Here is a 15,960-nt window from a genome sequence, read left to right on the forward strand (position 1 = left end):
GGCGCCTGTCTCCGCTTACAGCCTGCCCAGCACCTGCGCCAGCAGCTGACCCATCCGGGATGCCGAGTCGCGGCCCGCCTGCAGGACCTCCTCGTGGTTCAGCGGCTCGCCCGTCATGCCCGCCGCCAGGTTGGTGACCAGGGAGATGCCCAGCACCTCGGCGCCGGCCTCGCGGGCGGCGATCGCCTCGAGGACCGTGGACATGCCGACGAGGTCCGCGCCGATGACGCGGGCCATGCGGATCTCGGCCGGGGTCTCGTAGTGCGGGCCGGGGAACTGCGCGTAGACGCCCTCCTCCAGGCTCGGGTCGATCTCCTTGCACAGTGCGCGCAGGCGCGGCGAGTACAGGTCCGTCAGGTCGACGAAGTTGGCGCCGACGATCGGGGAGGTGGCCGTGAGGTTGATGTGGTCGCTGATGAGGACCGGCTGGCCGGGGCGCATGCCCTCGCGCAGGCCGCCGCAGCCGTTGGTCAGCACGATGGTCTTGCAGCCGGCGGCGACGGCGGTGCGCACGCCGTGGGCGACGGCGGCGACGCCACGGCCCTCGTAGTAGTGCGTGCGGCCCAGGAAGACCAGGGCGCGCTTGTCACCGAAGGAGTACGAGCGGATCGTGCCGCCGTGCCCCTCGACGGCCGGCGGCGGGAAGCCGGGCAGCTCGGTGACCTGGAACTCGGCCTCGGGGGCGCCCAGGGCGTCGACGGCCGGAGCCCAGCCGGAGCCCATCACGAGGGCGACGTCGTGGGTCTCGGCGCCGGTGAGTTCGCGCAGGCGCGCGGCGGCGGCGTCGGCGGCGGCGTGGGGGTCGCCCTGGATGTCGTCCGGAAGAAGAGATGCGTTCACGCCGATGAGGGTAGCCGGTCTTCGCCTACGCGCGTAGATGACAGAGGCCACGGGATTGGGATCGTTGTCTTGTTGTTTTCGACGACGCCCGGTGGAGGTCACGCGTCCGTGATCAGGACGTCCTTGTCGTTGAAGACCTCGACGATGAAGATCAGCAGCCGACCGCGGCTGACGGTGTACTCCACCAGGATGTTCTGGGTGAGCCGGATCGTGCGGTCGTCGCCGGTGGCGCTTATGGGGCGGGAGACCGAGAGGAAGGGGTCGCGGGCCAGGAGGGCGATGCCCTTGTCGAACGCGATGCGCTGCTGGTCGTCGAGCCGGTCGCGCGCCGCGGCGGCCTGCTCGGTGTAGTAGACGTCATACGTGATGGGGGCCATGGCGCTCTCCCGTCCGGGCGTCGATCCGTCCAATTTTATGGCCGCCACCGCTCAGCAGGGCCGCTTGCGCAGCTCCATCACGTAATCGTGTGGTGCGCCGGCCGACTCCGCCGCGTCCGCCACCTCGCCCAGGTAGCGTGCCGAGGGCAGGCCGCCCTCGTAGGCGTTGAGGACGTACGCCCAGGACGGCTCCTCGCCGTCGAGCGTGTGCACCCGGATCCGGACGCGGCGGTAGATGCCGAGGCCGACGCCCTCCCAGCGGTCCAGGGACTCCTCGTCCATGGGCGCGATGTCGTACAGGCCGACGAAGACCTGCGCCCCGGGCTCCTCGACGATCGTCGCCAGCGCGCCCTCCCAGCCCAGCTGCTCACCGCCGAAGGTCAGCCGCCAGCCGTTCAGCCAGCCGACGGCGCGCAGCGGGGAGTGCGGGGCGCGGCGGGACATCAGCCGCGCGTCGAGGTTGCCGGCGTACGCGGCGTAGAGCGACATGGGGAGAGGGTACGGCAGCCGTCCCGCGTGTCTCCGGGGTCCCAGGAGTGAGCTCCTGCCGCCCCCGGGCAGTGGCACCTTGAGGCGTGCGGGACAATGGGGTACGTGACTCGGATCGTGATCATCGGTGGCGGACCCGGCGGATACGAGGCGGCCCTGGTGGCCGCCCAGCTCGGTGCGGAGGTGACCGTCGTCGACTGCGACGGTCTGGGCGGAGCGTCGGTGCTGACCGACTGCGTGCCGTCGAAGACGCTCATCGCCACGGCAGAGGTGATGACCACCTTCGACTCGTCGTACGAGGAACTGGGCATCATCGTCGCCGACGACACCCCGCCGCTGGAGCAGGCGGCCCGGGTGGTCGGGGTCGACCTGGGGAAGGTCAACCGCCGTGTGAAGCGGCTGGCCCTCGCCCAGTCCCACGACATCACCGCCTCCGTCACCCGCGCCGGCGCCCGGGTCATGCGCGGCCGCGGCCGGCTGGACGGCATGCAGGCGCTGGACGGGTCCCGCAAGGTCGTCGTCACCGCCGCCGACGGCACCGAGGAGACCCTCACCGCCGACGCCGTCCTCATCGCCACCGGCGGTCACCCGCGCGAGCTGCCCGACGCCCAGCCCGACGGCGAGCGCATCCTCAACTGGACCCAGGTCTACGACCTCACCGAGCTGCCCGAGGAACTGATCGTCGTCGGGTCCGGTGTCACCGGTGCCGAGTTCGCCGGCGCCTACCAGGCCCTCGGCTCCAAGGTCACCCTCGTGTCGTCCCGGGACCGCGTGCTGCCCGGTGAGGACCCCGACGCCGCCGCCGTCCTCGAGGACGTCTTCCGCCGCCGCGGCATGAACGTCATGGCCCGCTCCCGCGCGCAGTCCGCCAAGCGCGTCGGCGACCGGGTGGAGGTGACGCTCGCCGACGGGCGTGTCATCAGCGGCTCGCACTGCCTCATGGCCGTCGGTGCCATCCCCAACAGCGCGGGGCTCGGCCTGGAGGAGGCCGGCGTCAGGATGCGCGACTCGGGGCACATCTGGACCGACAAGGTGTCCCGGACGACCGCTCCGGGTGTGTACGCGGCCGGTGACGTGACCGGAGTGTTCGCCCTCGCGTCCGTCGCCGCCATGCAGGGACGTATCGCCATGTACCACTTCCTCGGCGACGCGGTGGCCCCGCTCAACCTCAAGACCGTCTCCTCGAACGTCTTCACCGACCCCGAGATCGCCACCGTCGGCTACAGCCAGGCGGACGTGGACGCGGGCAAGATCGACGCGCGCGTGGTCAAGCTGCCCCTGCTGCGCAACCCGCGCGCCAAGATGCAGGGCATCCGGGACGGCTTCGTGAAGATCTTCTGCCGGCCGGGCACGGGCATCGTCGTCGGCGGTGTGGTCGTGGCGCCGCGCGCCTCGGAACTCATCCACCCCATCTCGATCGCCGTCGACAACAATCTGACGGTCGAACAGATCGCGAACGCCTTCACCGTGTACCCCTCCCTTTCGGGGTCGATCGCGGAGGTGGCACGCCAGCTGCACACGCGCAAGGCGGGCGGCGAGATCTGACGGCCGGCTCCGACTTCCCGCTGGTCACGGGGAGTTGTCGAGCATGCGTGCGGCATAGGCGGGGAGACTAGGCCCTATACCACTCCCCGCCCTGCCGTGCGAACAACTTCTGTTATTCGGCGCAAACTGCTGAAAGCAGACGGTCGTTGGGGTTACTGTCAGTTTCGTGTTCGCTGCAGAACGTCGCCAATTGATCCTCGAAATGGTGCGAGCGAACGGGGCCGTGTCGCTCCGTGAACTCGCCCGCGTCGTCCAGACCTCCGAAGTGACCGTACGGCGGGACGTGCGCGCACTGGAGGCCGAAGGACTCCTCGACCGCCGGCACGGCGGTGCGGTACTGCCGGGCGGGTTCACGCGGGAGTCCGGCTTTCCGCAGAAGTCCCATCTCGCGACCGCCGAGAAGACGGCCATCGCCGACCTCGCCGCGGGCCTCGTCGAAGAGGGCGAGGCCATCGTGGTCGGCGCCGGTACGACCACCCAGGAGCTGGCCCGCCGGCTCGCTCGGGTGCCCGGGCTGACCGTCGTCACCAACTCCCTGCTGGTGGCCCAGGCGCTGGCCCACGCCAACCGGGTGGAGGTCGTGATGACCGGCGGCACCCTGCGCGGCTCCAACTACGCCCTCGTCGGCTCCGGGGCGGAGCAGTCCCTGCAGGGGCTGCGGGTCTCCAAGGCGTTCCTGTCCGGGAGCGGGCTCACCGCCGAGCGGGGGCTGTCCACGTCGAACATGCTGTCGGCCTCCGTCGACCGGGCGCTGGTGCAGGCCGCCGCGGAGGTGGTGGTCCTCGCGGACCACACCAAGCTCGGGACGGACACCATGTTCCAGACGGTGCCCACGGACGTCATCACGCGACTCGTGACCGACGAACCGCCGGCACACGACGATCGTGCGGCCACGGAGCTGCAGGCACTCGCGGATCAGGGGGTGCAGATCGCTGTCGCGGGGGCCGGGGGAAATGAGATGCCCGCGGCGCGCCAGCGGGCTCCCCTGCCGGGACCCCGGCGGGGGGCGCCGGCGCCCGGTGGCGGGTTGCGGGGGGTGCTGGGCGAGCCGTCGGCGGGGGCCGAGCGGGGGCGGGTGGCTGATCTTCGGCGGCGGTGAGGGGGCTGTGCCGTCCTGCCGCGGTGCTCCAGGCCCGTCGCGCGGGTGACCCCGTTCGTGGGGCTGTCGCCCCCATGCGGCGCAGTCGCAGGAGCGACAATCCCGCGCCCCGTGAGGTGCCATCCCCCTCCGACGACTGACAAGACGACCGACAAGAGGACGCCCGGTAGGCCGCCGTCAGTGGGGCTACCGGGCGTCGCTCGGGTTGCTGGTGTCAGTCCTTGATCTCGCAGATGGCCGCGCCGGACGTGACCGAGGCGCCGACCTCGAAGTTGAGGCCCTTGATGGTGCCTGCCTTGTGGGCGTTGAGGGGCTGCTCCATCTTCATGGCCTCCAGGACGACGACCAGGTCGCCCTCCTTGACCTCCTGGCCCTCCTCCACGGCGACCTTGACGATCGTGCCCTGCATCGGGGAGGCGAGGGTGTCGCCGGAGGCGACGGGCCCGGACTTCTTGGCCGCCCGGCGCTTCGGCTTCGCGCCGGCCGCGAGGCCGGTGCGGGCCAGGGACATGCCGAGCGAGGCCGGGAGGGAGACCTCCAGGCGCTTGCCGCCGACCTCGACGACCACCGTCTCGCGGCCCGCGTCCTCCTCCGCCTCGGTGTCGGCGGCAGCGGCGAACGGCTTGATCTCGTTGACGAACTCGGTCTCGATCCAGCGGGTGTGCACCGTGAAGGGCTCGTCCGAGCCGGTCAGCTCGGGGGCGAACGCCGGGTCCCGCACGACCGCGCGGTGGAACGGGATGGCCGTAGCCATGCCCTCGACCTGGAACTCCTCCAGGGCGCGGGCGGCCCGCTCCAGGGCCTCCTTGCGGGTACGGCCGGTGATGATCAGCTTGGCGAGCAGCGAGTCCCAGGCCGGGCCGATGACCGAGCCGGACTCCACGCCCGCGTCCAGACGGACACCGGGGCCCGAGGGGGCGTCGAACCGGGTGACCGTGCCGGGGGCCGGGAGGAAGTTGCGGCCCGGGTCCTCACCGTTGATGCGGAACTCGAACGAGTGACCGCGCAGGGCGGGGTCGCCGTAGCCCAGTTCCTCGCCGTCGGCGATGCGGAACATCTCGCGGACCAGGTCGATGCCGGCGACCTCCTCGGTCACCGGGTGCTCCACCTGGAGGCGGGTGTTCACCTCGAGGAAGGAGATCGTGCCGTCCTGACCGACCAGGAACTCGCAGGTGCCGGCGCCCTCGTAGCCGGCCTCCTTCAGGATGGCCTTGGAGGCGCGGTACAGCTCGGCGACCTGCTCCTCGGAGAGGAACGGCGCCGGAGCCTCCTCGACCAGCTTCTGGTGGCGGCGCTGCAGCGAGCAGTCACGGGTGGAGACGACGACCACGTTGCCGTGCTTGTCCGCCAGGCACTGGGTCTCCACGTGCCGGGGGCGGTCCAGGTAGCGCTCCACGAAGCACTCGCCGCGGCCGAAGGCGGCCACGGCCTCGCGGACGGCGGAGTCGTACAGCTCCGGGACCTCTTCGAGGGTGCGCGCGACCTTCAGGCCGCGCCCGCCGCCGCCGAAGGCCGCCTTGATGGCGATCGGCAGGCCGTGCTGCTCGGCGAAGGCGACGACCTCGTCGGCGCCGGACACCGGGTCCGGCGTGCCGGCCACCAGGGGGGCGCCGGCACGCTGGGCGATGTGCCGGGCGGCGACCTTGTCACCCAGGTCGCGGATGGCCTGCGGGGGCGGGCCGATCCAGATCAGACCCGCGTCCAGCACGGCCTGCGCGAAGTCGGCGTTCTCCGACAGGAAGCCGTAGCCCGGATGGACGGCGTCCGCACCGGACTCGCGTGCGGCGTTCAGAATTTTTTCGATGACCAGATAGCTGGTGGCCGGGGTGTCACCGCCCAGGGCGAACGCCTCATCCGCGGCGCGGACATGCAGAGCGTCCCGGTCCGGGTCGGCGTAGACGGCCACGCTCGCGATCCCGGCGTCCCGGCAGGCCCGGGCCACGCGGACAGCGATTTCGCCACGGTTGGCGATGAGCACCTTGCGCACGATTGAGGCTCCCTCCTTGAAACAAGCCGAGTTTAGGGACTGCCGACGAGGCACTTCGACCCGTCCCCAATGGTGAGCTTGCCCACACGGAGCGTGATTCGAGGCTCGCTCGACCCGCGAAAGCCCTTGTCGCACCGTGGTACGCAGGACTCCACCGGAAAACCCTAGCCCCGTCATGTGGTCAAGGTCTCTGTGGGCGCGTGCTGCGGCCCACTTCGTTTCTTTGTCGAGTCCCTACGAATGGCCCAATGATTCTTTGCCGGTGGCCGAACCCTTGTCCCCGGGTTTACCCGTTAGTAGCCTCGCGGGGACTCGAACGTACTTCAGGTAGCAGCAGTCCTGCTCGGACTGAGGTCGAAAGTGGGTGGGGACCGGTGGTACGCAGACCGGTGGCGTGGATCGTGGCGTTCGTCCTCCTGGGTGAGGCGTTCGTCATCGGGGCACTGAACTGGTTCCTCGGCATCGTCGTCGACCGCCAGAGGATGTCCCTGGCCGGTCTCGACTCGCACGTGATGTCGACGTCCTCGAAGGTGGGCGGCGTCGTCTTCGGGCTCTACTTCGTCCTGTGCGCCGTGGTGGCCCTGCTCGTCGCGATCCGCGACCGCGCCCCCGCCGGCCTCGGCCGCGTCCTGCTGGTCAGCGTCGCGGTGGTGCACGGCCTGCTGGGCGCGTTCACGCTGAGCATCGTGGGCTGGCCCGCGTTCGTGTTCATGGTGGTGATGCTCGCCCTGATCGTGCTGCTCCTGGTGACGTACGACCGTGAGCCCGGCCCCGGGCAGGACCCCGCGGCCGGCGACCCGGACGAGGGCGGCCACCCGGACGCCGAGAGCGAGCCGGCCGCGCCGGCCGAGCCGCCGGTGGACCTTGCGAAGGAGCCGCACGGCCGTACGGGTGAGCCGCAGGACGGGGACGAGGAGCCGCAGGACTCCGTCCCCGCCCAGATCACTCAGCCGGTGCCCACAGGTCGGTGATCCCGACGCCCAGCTCGGCCAGCAGCCGCCGGACGAGGGGCAGGCTGATGCCGATCACGTTGCCGTGGTCGCCGTCGATGCCCTCGATGAACGGCGCCGACCGGCCGTCCAGGGTGAAAGCCCCGGCGACGTAGAGGGGCTCGCCGGAGGCGACGTACGCGGCGATCTCCTCGTCGGTGGGCTCACCGAAACGGACGACGGTGGACGCCGTCGCGGAGACGTACCGCTTGGCCGCCGTGTCCCACACGCAATGGCCCGTCTGGAGGATCCCGGCGCGGCCGCGCATCGACTTCCAGCGGGCCGCGGCCTCCTCGGCGTCGGCCGGCTTGCCGAGCGCCTGCCCGTCCAGCTCCAGCACCGAGTCGCAGCCGATCACCAGGGCGCCCTGCACCTCCGGCCTGGCCGCCACCACCGAGGCCTTGGCCTCCGCGAGGGCGAGCGCCAGCTCGGCCGGGGTGGGCGCGGTGACGGCGTCCTCGTCGACCCCGCTCACGATCACCTCCGGTGCGAGGCCGGCCTGCCGGAGCAGGCCCAGCCGGGCCGGGGACTGGGAGGCCAGGACGAGTCGTCTGCGCGGGGTAGCGGTCATGCGGCCAGGTTAGCGGGGGCGGCGTGCGCGGCGCCGGGCTATCTCAGGCCGATGACGATCATTCCGAGGAGCATGGACAGGGCCAGGACGAGACCGAGCCGGCGGAGCATCTCCTGCATGTCGCGGAGTTCCTTGGGGGGCTCGTTCTCGGGGTCTGACCACAGCATGCCCCCCAGCGTGGGGCCTGGCCGTTCCGGGCGCCTGAGTACCGCTACTCAGATCGGCGCCCGGAGTGCGCCTCAGCTCGGCCAGTACGTGCGGGTCCAGGACGCCGGACCCGGCTTGGGCAGGTGCGTCGTGGCGATGCGGGACGGGTCGGACCACGCGTCGGGGGTGGCCGGGGCGCCGGGCGGCAGGGACGCTGCCGCCGCGGCGCGGGCTCGGACCACCGCCAGGGCGGCGGCCAGCTCCTCCGGGGTCGGATTGCCTCGTACGACCTTGATGTTCATGACCGCTCCCAGGGTCGGCGGGGCCTAGAGGGGGATGTTGCCGTGCTTCTTCGGAGGCAGGGATTCCCGCTTCGTACGCAGTTGACGCAGGCCCCGGACGATGTGGCGGCGGGTGTCGGACGGCATGATCACCGCGTCGATGTAGCCGCGCTCGGCCGCGACGTAGGGGTTGAGGAGGGTGTCCTCGTACTCCTGGATGAGCCGCGCGCGCGTGGCCTCGACGTCCTCGCCGTTCGCCGCCGCCTCGGCGATCGTGCGGCGGTGCAGGATGTTGACGGCCCCCTGGGCGCCCATCACGGCGATCTGCGCCGTCGGCCAGGCGAGGTTGAGGTCGGCGCCCAGGTGCTTGGAGCCCATGACGTCGTAGGCACCGCCGAACGCCTTGCGGGTGATCACCGTGATGAGCGGGACCGTGGCCTCGGCGTAGGCGAAGATCAGCTTGGCACCGCGGCGGATGATGCCGTCGTGCTCCTGGTCGACGCCCGGCAGGAAGCCCGGCACGTCGACGAACGTGATGACCGGGACGTTGAAGGCGTCGCAGGTGCGCACGAAGCGGGCGGCCTTCTCGCTCGCCGTGATGTCGAGGCAGCCGGCGAACTGCATCGGCTGGTTGGCGACGATGCCCACCGGGTGGCCCTCGACCCGGCCGAAGCCCGTGACGATGTTCGGCGCGAACAGCGCCTGCGTCTCGAAGAACTCCGCGTCGTCCAGGACGTGCTCGATCACCGTGCGGATGTCGTACGGCTGGTTCGCGCTGTCCGGGACCAGGGTGTCCAGCTCCCGGTCCTCGTCGGTGACGGTGAGGTCCGCCTCCTCCGGGAAGACCGGCGGCTCGCTGAGGTTGTTCGACGGCAGGTACGACAGCAGCTGCTTGACGTACTCGATGGCGTCCTTCTCGTCCCCGGCCATGTGGTGCGCCACGCCCGAGGTGGAGTTGTGGGTGCGGGCGCCGCCCAGCTCCTCGAAGCCGACGTCCTCGCCGGTGACCGTCTTGATGACGTCGGGGCCGGTGATGAACATGTGCGAGGTCTGGTCGACCATGACCGTGAAGTCGGTGATCGCCGGGGAGTAGACCGCGCCGCCCGCGCAGGGGCCGACGATCAGGCTGATCTGCGGGATGACGCCGGAGGCGTGGGTGTTGCGGCGGAAGATCTCGCCGTATGCGCCGAGGGAGGCGACGCCTTCCTGGATGCGGGCGCCGCCGGAGTCGTTGATGCCGATGACCGGGCAGCCGGTCTTGAGCGCGAAGTCCATCACCTTGACGATCTTCTGGCCGTAGACCTCGCCGAGGGCGCCGCCGAAGACGGTGAAGTCCTGGGAGAAGACCGCTACGGGGCGGCCGTCGACCGTGCCGTAGCCGGTGACCACGCCGTCGCCGTACGGGCGGTTCTTCTCCAGGCCGAAGTTGGTGGAGCGGTGGCGGGCGAACTCGTCCAGCTCGACGAAGGACCCCTCGTCGAGGAGGAGTTCGATTCGCTCACGGGCCGTCAGCTTGCCCTTGGCGTGCTGCTTCTCGACGGCGCGCTCCGAGCCGGCATGCGTCGCCTCGTGGATGCGGCGCTGCAGATCCGCGAGTTTGCCCGCGGTCGTGTGGATGTCGATCTCGTGGCGCTCTTCCGGCTCGGACATCGGGATCGCGGCTCCCTGCCTGCTCAAAAGGGGGGACGGTTACTCATCCGTAGAGTAGTGGCGGGCCTCCGGGTCGGCAGTGCGGCGTTTCCCACACCTAGGGTGACTTGCATGACACCGCACAATGCATCAGACGACAGCCGTTGGTCCGATCTCGACCGTCCGCCTCTGAACGCGGCGGCGCTGCGGCGCGGGTTGGTGCGCGAGGGTGGCCTGTGGTCGCGGGTGGAGCTGGTCCGGCGCACCGGCTCGACCAACTCCGACCTGGTGGAGCAGGCCGTGGCCGGTACGGCGGGCGAGGGCGCGGTGCTCGTCGCCGAGGAGCAGACGGCCGGGCGGGGGCGGCTGGAGCGGCAGTGGAGTGCTCCGGCGCGGTCCGGGCTGTTCTTCTCCGTGCTGCTGCGGCCCACCGAGGTGCCCATCGCCCGCTGGGGGTGGCTGCCGCTGCTCACCGGGGTGGCCGTGGCCACCGGGCTGTCCCGGGCCGCCGGCGTGGACACGGCGCTCAAGTGGCCCAACGACCTGCTCGTGCGTGTCGGGGGTGAGGAGCGCAAGGCCGGGGGCATCCTCGCGGAGCGGGCGGGCGAGGGGGGCGTCGTCGTCGGCGTCGGGATCAACGTCACGCTGCGGGCGGAGGAGCTGCCGGTGCCCCAGGCGGGGTCGCTGGCGCTGGCCGGCGCCGTGAGCACGGACCGGGACCCGCTGCTGCGGGCGGTGCTGCGGTCGCTGGAGGACTGGTACGGGCGGTGGCGGGCGGCGGGGGGCGATCCGGGCGTCAGCGGGCTGCAGGAGACGTATGCGGCGGGGTGCGCGACGTTGGGGCGCCTGGTGCGGGCGGAGTTGCCGGGGGAGCGGTCGGTGGTGGGGGAGGCGGTGGCCGTCGACGGGGACGGGCGGCTCGTCATCGCCACGGAGGAGGGCGTGCGGGAGCCTGTGGGGGCGGGGGACATCGTGCACCTGCGCCCCGCGTGAGGGTGCCTGCGGCGCCTTGGGGGTGGGTGTTCTTACGGGAGTGCGTGGCGTCCTCCGGCTGCGGCTCGGGGCTGTGGCGGCGGGTCCACCTGCGGGTTGGGGGGGTGCGATGCCTGCGGCGCCCGTGCGGGGCGTGGAGGTGCGCGTAGCGCCCGTCGCGCAGTGTGGGTCGGGGCCGCGACGGGGGGTGTCCGTCCCCGGAACGGCGCGGAATCGGTCGGTCGTCCAGGTGCTGGTGTCGACGCGCCGACCGCTGCGGGCGGACACCCCCCGGCACGTCCCCTTCCCGCCGCGGGCGCCCGCGGGCACGTCCGCACGACGGCCGACGGGGGCGTGCCTCCCCGGAGGCGCGAGGGTTCGCGGAGGGGCACGGTGGCACGTGAGTGGTGCGTGGCCTCGGCTGAACCCGACGGAGTGAGCTGGCGCACACCTGCCGTAGAGTTGAGGCCGGTCGATACCTGACCGTGGCAGATCGGAAGGGCAGCAGGCGTGACCGTCGACGACACGGGCTCCGGTGCGCACGACCGGGTGGACCCGCAGGCCGCCGACTCCGGCGAGGACCCGCTCGCGCTGCGTCTCGAACAGCTCATCCTGGGCGCCGAGCGGCGCTACACCCCGTTCCAGGCGGCCCGCAGCGCCGGTGTCTCCATGGAGCTGGCCTCGCGGTTCTGGCGGGCGATGGGCTTCGCCGACATCGGGCAGGCCAAGGCGCTCACCGAGGCCGACGTACTGGCGCTGCGCCGCCTCGCCGGTCTGGTGGAGGCGGGGCTGCTGAGCGAGGCCATGGCGGTGCAGGTGGCCCGGTCGACGGGGCAGACGACCGCCCGTTTGGCCGAATGGCAGATCGATTCCTTCCTGGAGGGGCTGACCGAGCCCCCCGAGCCGGGCATGACCCGGACCGAGGTGACGTACCCGATCGTCGAGCTGCTCCTGCCCGAGCTGGAGGAGTTCCTCGTCTACGTCTGGCGCCGCCAGCTCGCCGCCTCGGCCGGGCGGGTCGTGCAGACCGCCGACGACGAGGAGATGGTCGACCGGCGGCTCGCCGTCGGCTTCGCCGACCTCGTGGGGTTCACGCGGCTGACCCGCCGGATGGAGGAGGAGGAGCTGGGCGAGCTGGTCGAGGCGTTCGAGACGACCGCCGCCGACCTGGTGGCCGCCCGGGGCGGCCGGCTCATCAAGACCCTCGGGGACGAGGTGCTGTACGTCGCCGACGACGGCGGTACGGCCGCGGACATCGCCCTGCGCCTGGTCGAGACGATGGCGAACGACGAGACGATGCCCGAGCTGCGCGTCGGCATGGCGTTCGGCACGGTGACCACGCGGATGGGTGATGTCTTCGGTACGACCGTCAACCTCGCCTCCCGGCTGACGTCGATAGCTCCGCGTGACGCCGTGCTGGTGGACAGCGCCTTCGCCGAGGAGCTGATCCGTACCGGGGAGGCGCCGGCCTCGGAGGCGGAGGCCGCCGAGGCGGCTGCCGCGGCGGAGAAGGAGGGCGAGGAGCCGCCGACGTACCGCTTCGCGCTCCAGCCGATGTGGCAGCGGCCGGTTCGCGGGCTCGGCGTGGTCGAGCCGTGGCTGCTCAGCCACCGCCAGGGCCAGTCCTGAGCCCGGTGGCTAGGTCCGTCCGCCGCCCAGCAGGTCGCCCACGCAGAGGCTGATCACCGGCAGGCACAGACCGCGGCCCGGCGCGGGCGCCGTCGCGCTGTGGCTCGGGCTCGGCGCCGGTGCGGGTGCCGTTTTCGTGGGCGTCGGTGCGGGACGGGACGCGGTGCTCGTCGGCTGCTGCGGCGCTCCGGCCGGGACGGTGGTCGGGGTGTCGGGGCTGCCGGGATGCCGGGTGGGTGGCGCCGAGGGGGGCGTCGTTCCCCCGGCCGTCGTCGGCGCGGTGCTCACCGCGCCCATGACGGAGGTGGCGGAGGGCAGCGCGGTCGGGTCGGCGGCGCGGCTCGCGGACACGTCGGCCGACCGCCCGCTCGGGGCGCCGCCCAGGTCCTGCCGGGGCTCGGCCTCCGCCGTTCCGGGGCTGCCCAGCCCGGACTCCGGCGCCACCCGGACCAGGCTGAGCACTCCGGCCGCCAGGGCCAGCCCTCCGGCGGCGAGCATCACCTTCCGGTGCCGCGGCTTACGGTGCCTGCCCCGGCGGAGGGCGGGGGCTTCGGGGGCGGGGGTGCAGGCTTCCGTTTCCGGCTCGGAGTGTGCCGGAGGCGGGGCGGGTTGCCCGGCGCTGCGCGCGGCGAGCGGTGCCACCGGTCCGGCCGCGCCGGCGGCATGGCCCGGCTCTGCAACGGCTTTCGTGGCGCTCGCGTCACAGGCGTCCCTGGCCTGGGCCGCTTCCTCCGCGCCTTTCTCCGCGCCGGCGTCGTCGTCTGTGTCCCGGGCGGTTTGCCGAGCGTCGGCAGCACCGGAGGGATCGTCGTCCGCCTCCGCCTCCCCGGCTTCTCCCGCTTCGGCCTCCCCGGCTTCTCCCGCTTCGGCCTCCCCGGCTCCTCGTGCTTCGGCGTCACCGGCTCCTCGTGCTTCGGCGTCACCGGCTTCTTCCGCCCCGTCCGCGCCGGGGGCGGCCTCCGCCGCTTCCGGCTGCGCCGCGGAGCCGCCTTCTCCCGCAGCGTCACGCACCGCCGCAACTTCCCCCTCCGCCCCTGCCGTACCGGACTCTCCACGTATCGGTGTCATCGGGTCCCCTCCCGTCGCGCGCACGGTATGCGGTGCTGTGGGGGGTGTGGGTCGGGACGGTCGGGATGTCACTCGAACGGGGGTAGAACAGGCGGCGGTGGCGGCTCTTTCCCGGGGCGGGGTACGGCTGCGATGATCGGGGCGGCAGTAGTTAACCCGCGTTAACCGGAGGGTGTCATGAGTGAGGAGCGGTTCGGGGAGTTCGTGCTGGTGCGGCGGCACGGGCATGTGGCGGAGCTGGTGCTGGACCGGCCCAAGGCCATGAACGCCGTCTCGACGGAGATGGCCCGCTCCCTCGCGGGGGCCTGCGCCGCGCTCGCCGCCGACCGGGAAGCGCGCGTGGTCGTGCTGACCTCCTCCCATGAGAGGGCGTTCTGTGTCGGCGCCGACCTGAAGGAGCGGAACTCCTTCAGCGACGCCGATTTGGTACGGCAGCGGCCGGTGGCGCGCGCGGCGTACACGGGTGTGCTGGAGCTGCCGATGCCGACCGTCGCGGCGGTGCACGGCTTCGCGCTGGGCGGTGGGTTCGAGCTGGCGCTGTCCTGCGACCTGATCGTGGCGGACCGTACGGCGGTGGTGGGGCTGCCGGAGGTGTCCGTGGGCGTGATCCCGGGCGGTGGCGGTACGCAGCTGCTGCCGCGGCGGGTCGGGGCGGCGCGGGCCGCCGAGCTGATCTTCTCGGCTCGCCGGGTGGAGGGCCCGGAGGCCGCTGAGCTGGGCCTCGTCGATCTGCTGGTGGAGGAGGGGCGGGACCGCGAGGAGGCGCTGGCGCTCGCTGCCCGGATCGCCGGGAACTCACCCGTGGGGCTGCGCGCCGCCAAGCGGGCGCTGCGGCTGGGGCACGGGCTGGACCTGCGGGCCGGCCTGGAGGTCGAGGACGCGGCCTGGAGGTCGGTGGCGTTCTCGGCGGACCGGGCGGAGGGCGTCGCGGCCTTCAACGAGAAGCGCAAGCCGGACTGGCCGGGAGAGTGACCTCCCCCGGCCGGCCACCACGCGGACAGGCCACCGGGCCGACGGCCGGCCGCTGACCGTGCGTATCCCGCCGGGGTCCGGCGGCACACCTCACGCCGTTCACTTGATCGCCCCGTAAATGTCCCCCTTACCCGTATTCGTCCCTAACCTGGAGTAATGGGTGAGGACAAGCGGCTCGCCGATGTGGTGGCGCTGGCTCAGGGGATGGCGGCGGCGCACACCCCTCGGGAGTCGTGGCGGGCTGCCGCGCTCGGGGCGTGTCGGGCGTTGGACGGGAGTTTCGCGGCACTGTCGGTGTGGGAGCGGGAGCGGGGGCGGCTGCGGGTGCTCGTGAACGTGGGGGAGCGGGCCCCGGACGAGGAGGAGTTCCCGGAGGCCGAGGCGTACCCGGTGCACCAGTTCCCGGAGATCACCGAGTTTCTGCACGAGCGCTGGGCGGGCGGCGGCGGGCCCAACGCGTGGGTGGAGACCGCGCAGGGGCCGGCCGCGGGAACCCCGGGGTACTTCCATCAGCGGGTCGCCGCGCTGCGCCGGCGCGGCCGGGGGTGCTGTGTCGTCGCCCCGGTGGTGCTGCACGGCCGGGCCTGGGGCGAGCTGTATGTGGCCCGGGCGGCGGGCGTGCCGGTGTTCGGGCGGGGGGACGCCGACTTCGCGACCGTGCTGGCCGCCGTCGTCGCCGCCGGGATCGCCCAGACCGAACGGCTCGAGGAGGCCCGCCGGCTCGCGTACACCGACGCCCTCACCGGCCTCGCCAACCGGCGCGCCGTCGACGTACGGCTGGAGGAGGCCGTCGAGCGGCACCGGGCCGAGGGTGTGGTCGTCAGCCTCGTCGTCTGTGATCTGAACGGGCTCAAGCGGGTCAACGACACCCTCGGGCACGCCGTCGGCGACCGGCTGCTGGAACGATTCGGCTCCGTGCTGTCGCTGTGCGGGGCGATGGTGCCCGGGGCGCTCGTGGCGCGGCTCGGCGGCGACGAGTTCTGTCTGCTCGCCGTGGGGCAGCCGGCCGACGACGTGGTGAAGGCGGCCGACGAACTGTGCCGGCGGGCCGCAGAGTTGGAGCTGGGTGAGGGCGTGGCCTGCGGGGTCGCCTCGACCGGGGATCCGATCGGGCCGGTGCGGTCGGCGCGGCGGCTGTTCCGGCTCGCCGACGCCGCGCAGTACCGGGCCAAGGCTCTGCGCGCCAACCGGCCGGTGGTGGCCGGCCGTGAGGGGCCGGACGATCCGGTCGTACGGTTGGCGGACGAGGCGTCGCCCGCGCGGGGAGAGCGGCGCCGGTTCCGCGGGCGGCAGCCGTGAGCCGGAGCGCGACCGGGGTAAGGGGCGCTCCCGGTCTCCACTAGTGACATTAAGGCATTCAATGCG

The 15,960-nt window shown here is 72.5% G+C and carries 16 protein-coding genes; 7 read left to right on the top strand and 9 right to left on the bottom strand.

The window, feature by feature from the left end:
* Positions 1-15 precede the first annotated feature (15 nt).
* The 3 genes from ACZ404_RS22440 to ACZ404_RS22450 all read right to left on the bottom strand — a co-directional run bounded on the left by ACZ404_RS22440 (position 16) and on the right by ACZ404_RS22450 (position 1,706).
* Complete coding sequence (locus ACZ404_RS22440) at positions 16-840, bottom strand: purine-nucleoside phosphorylase (RefSeq protein ID WP_468442510.1); 825 nt, start codon at positions 838-840, stop codon at positions 16-18.
* A gap of 98 nt (positions 841-938) precedes the next feature.
* The gene (locus ACZ404_RS22445; RefSeq protein ID WP_468442512.1) at positions 939-1,217 is read right to left on the bottom strand and encodes a type II toxin-antitoxin system RelE family toxin; all 279 of its coding nucleotides are present in this window, start codon (positions 1,215-1,217) and stop codon (positions 939-941) included.
* Between the two features lie 51 nt (positions 1,218-1,268).
* Positions 1,269-1,706: a gamma-glutamylcyclotransferase family protein gene (locus tag ACZ404_RS22450; RefSeq protein ID WP_468442514.1), complete on the bottom strand. Its 438-nt coding sequence runs from the start codon at positions 1,704-1,706 to the stop codon at positions 1,269-1,271.
* Between the two features lie 96 nt (positions 1,707-1,802).
* On the opposite strand from ACZ404_RS22450, the gene ACZ404_RS22455 reads away from it, so the two are divergent.
* Positions 1,803-3,251, top strand: coding sequence for an NAD(P)H-quinone dehydrogenase (locus ACZ404_RS22455; protein ID WP_468442515.1), 1,449 nt, complete (start codon positions 1,803-1,805; stop codon positions 3,249-3,251).
* A gap of 166 nt (positions 3,252-3,417) precedes the next feature.
* Positions 3,418-4,350, top strand: a complete 933-nt coding sequence (locus tag ACZ404_RS22460; protein ID WP_468442517.1) for a DeoR/GlpR family DNA-binding transcription regulator — start codon at positions 3,418-3,420, stop codon at positions 4,348-4,350.
* Positions 4,351-4,564: 214 nt separating this feature from the next.
* Here the strand turns inward: ACZ404_RS22460 and ACZ404_RS22465 are convergent, their stop codons facing one another.
* Positions 4,565-6,337 carry an acetyl/propionyl/methylcrotonyl-CoA carboxylase subunit alpha gene (locus tag ACZ404_RS22465; protein WP_468442519.1) on the bottom strand — a complete coding sequence of 591 codons (1,773 nt, stop codon included), beginning with the start codon at positions 6,335-6,337 and terminating at the stop codon, positions 4,565-4,567.
* 374 nt (positions 6,338-6,711) lie between these two features.
* Here ACZ404_RS22465 and ACZ404_RS22470 point away from each other — a divergent pair, with 374 nt between their 5' ends.
* Entirely contained in the window at positions 6,712-7,308 is a 597-nt protein-coding gene (locus ACZ404_RS22470; RefSeq protein ID WP_468442521.1) for a hypothetical protein, read from the top strand.
* On the opposite strand, the gene ACZ404_RS22475 is transcribed toward ACZ404_RS22470, so the two are convergent.
* The 4 genes from ACZ404_RS22475 to ACZ404_RS22490 all read right to left on the bottom strand — a co-directional run bounded on the left by ACZ404_RS22475 (position 7,280) and on the right by ACZ404_RS22490 (position 9,975).
* Entirely contained in the window at positions 7,280-7,897 is a 618-nt protein-coding gene (locus ACZ404_RS22475) for a Maf family protein (RefSeq protein ID WP_468442523.1), read from the bottom strand. The two genes, ACZ404_RS22470 and ACZ404_RS22475, sit on opposite strands and share 29 nt — an antisense overlap.
* Before the next feature lie 38 nt (positions 7,898-7,935).
* The gene (gene mmpB / locus ACZ404_RS22480; RefSeq protein ID WP_468442525.1) at positions 7,936-8,064 is read right to left on the bottom strand and encodes a morphogenic membrane protein MmpB; all 129 of its coding nucleotides are present in this window, start codon (positions 8,062-8,064) and stop codon (positions 7,936-7,938) included.
* A gap of 72 nt (positions 8,065-8,136) precedes the next feature.
* A complete protein-coding gene (locus ACZ404_RS22485) occupies positions 8,137-8,346 on the bottom strand; it encodes an acyl-CoA carboxylase epsilon subunit (RefSeq protein WP_468442527.1) in 210 nt (69 codons plus the stop codon).
* A 24-nt stretch (positions 8,347-8,370) separates the two neighbouring features.
* Positions 8,371-9,975 carry an acyl-CoA carboxylase subunit beta gene (locus ACZ404_RS22490; RefSeq protein ID WP_468442529.1) on the bottom strand — a complete coding sequence of 535 codons (1,605 nt, stop codon included), beginning with the start codon at positions 9,973-9,975 and terminating at the stop codon, positions 8,371-8,373.
* Between the two features lie 111 nt (positions 9,976-10,086).
* On the opposite strand from ACZ404_RS22490, the gene ACZ404_RS22495 reads away from it, so the two are divergent.
* A complete protein-coding gene (locus tag ACZ404_RS22495; RefSeq protein ID WP_468442531.1) occupies positions 10,087-10,947 on the top strand; it encodes a biotin--[acetyl-CoA-carboxylase] ligase in 861 nt (286 codons plus the stop codon).
* A gap of 489 nt (positions 10,948-11,436) precedes the next feature.
* Positions 11,437-12,555 (top strand): adenylate/guanylate cyclase domain-containing protein, encoded by a 1,119-nt coding sequence (locus tag ACZ404_RS22500; protein WP_468442533.1) that lies wholly within the window; start codon positions 11,437-11,439, stop codon positions 12,553-12,555.
* Between the two features lie 9 nt (positions 12,556-12,564).
* On the opposite strand, the gene ACZ404_RS22505 is transcribed toward ACZ404_RS22500, so the two are convergent.
* Complete coding sequence (locus ACZ404_RS22505) at positions 12,565-13,053, bottom strand: hypothetical protein (RefSeq protein ID WP_468442536.1); 489 nt, start codon at positions 13,051-13,053, stop codon at positions 12,565-12,567.
* A 747-nt stretch (positions 13,054-13,800) separates the two neighbouring features.
* Between ACZ404_RS22505 and ACZ404_RS22510 the strand changes: the two genes are divergently transcribed.
* Positions 13,801-14,595: an enoyl-CoA hydratase/isomerase family protein gene (locus tag ACZ404_RS22510; protein ID WP_468442538.1), complete on the top strand. Its 795-nt coding sequence runs from the start codon at positions 13,801-13,803 to the stop codon at positions 14,593-14,595.
* A gap of 156 nt (positions 14,596-14,751) precedes the next feature.
* On the top strand, positions 14,752-15,894 hold the full coding sequence (locus tag ACZ404_RS22515) for a GGDEF domain-containing protein (protein ID WP_468442540.1): 1,143 nt from the start codon (positions 14,752-14,754) through the stop codon (positions 15,892-15,894).
* Positions 15,895-15,960 lie beyond the last annotated feature (66 nt).

The sequence above is a fragment of the Streptomyces sp. NPDC030798 genome (assembly GCF_055572275.1).

What these genes read in the sequence shown, in the direction of transcription:
- ACZ404_RS22445 (WP_468442512.1), bottom strand. Translation starts at nt 1,217, where the DNA reads ATGGCCCCCATCACGTATGACGTCTACTACACCGAGCAGGCCGCCGCG.
- ACZ404_RS22450 (WP_468442514.1), bottom strand. Translation starts at nt 1,706, where the DNA reads ATGTCGCTCTACGCCGCGTACGCCGGCAACCTCGACGCGCGGCTGATG.
- ACZ404_RS22455 (WP_468442515.1), top strand. Translation starts at nt 1,803, where the DNA reads ATGGGGTACGTGACTCGGATCGTGATCATCGGTGGCGGACCCGGCGGA.
- ACZ404_RS22475 (WP_468442523.1), bottom strand. Translation starts at nt 7,897, where the DNA reads ATGACCGCTACCCCGCGCAGACGACTCGTCCTGGCCTCCCAGTCCCCG.
- mmpB (WP_468442525.1), bottom strand. Translation starts at nt 8,064, where the DNA reads ATGCTGTGGTCAGACCCCGAGAACGAGCCCCCCAAGGAACTCCGCGAC.
- ACZ404_RS22485 (WP_468442527.1), bottom strand. Translation starts at nt 8,346, where the DNA reads ATGAACATCAAGGTCGTACGAGGCAATCCGACCCCGGAGGAGCTGGCC.
- ACZ404_RS22490 (WP_468442529.1), bottom strand. Translation starts at nt 9,975, where the DNA reads ATGTCCGAGCCGGAAGAGCGCCACGAGATCGACATCCACACGACCGCG.
- ACZ404_RS22495 (WP_468442531.1), top strand. Translation starts at nt 10,087, where the DNA reads ATGACACCGCACAATGCATCAGACGACAGCCGTTGGTCCGATCTCGAC.
- ACZ404_RS22505 (WP_468442536.1), bottom strand. Translation starts at nt 13,053, where the DNA reads ATGCTCGCCGCCGGAGGGCTGGCCCTGGCGGCCGGAGTGCTCAGCCTG.
- ACZ404_RS22510 (WP_468442538.1), top strand. Translation starts at nt 13,801, where the DNA reads ATGAGTGAGGAGCGGTTCGGGGAGTTCGTGCTGGTGCGGCGGCACGGG.
- ACZ404_RS22515 (WP_468442540.1), top strand. Translation starts at nt 14,752, where the DNA reads ATGGGTGAGGACAAGCGGCTCGCCGATGTGGTGGCGCTGGCTCAGGGG.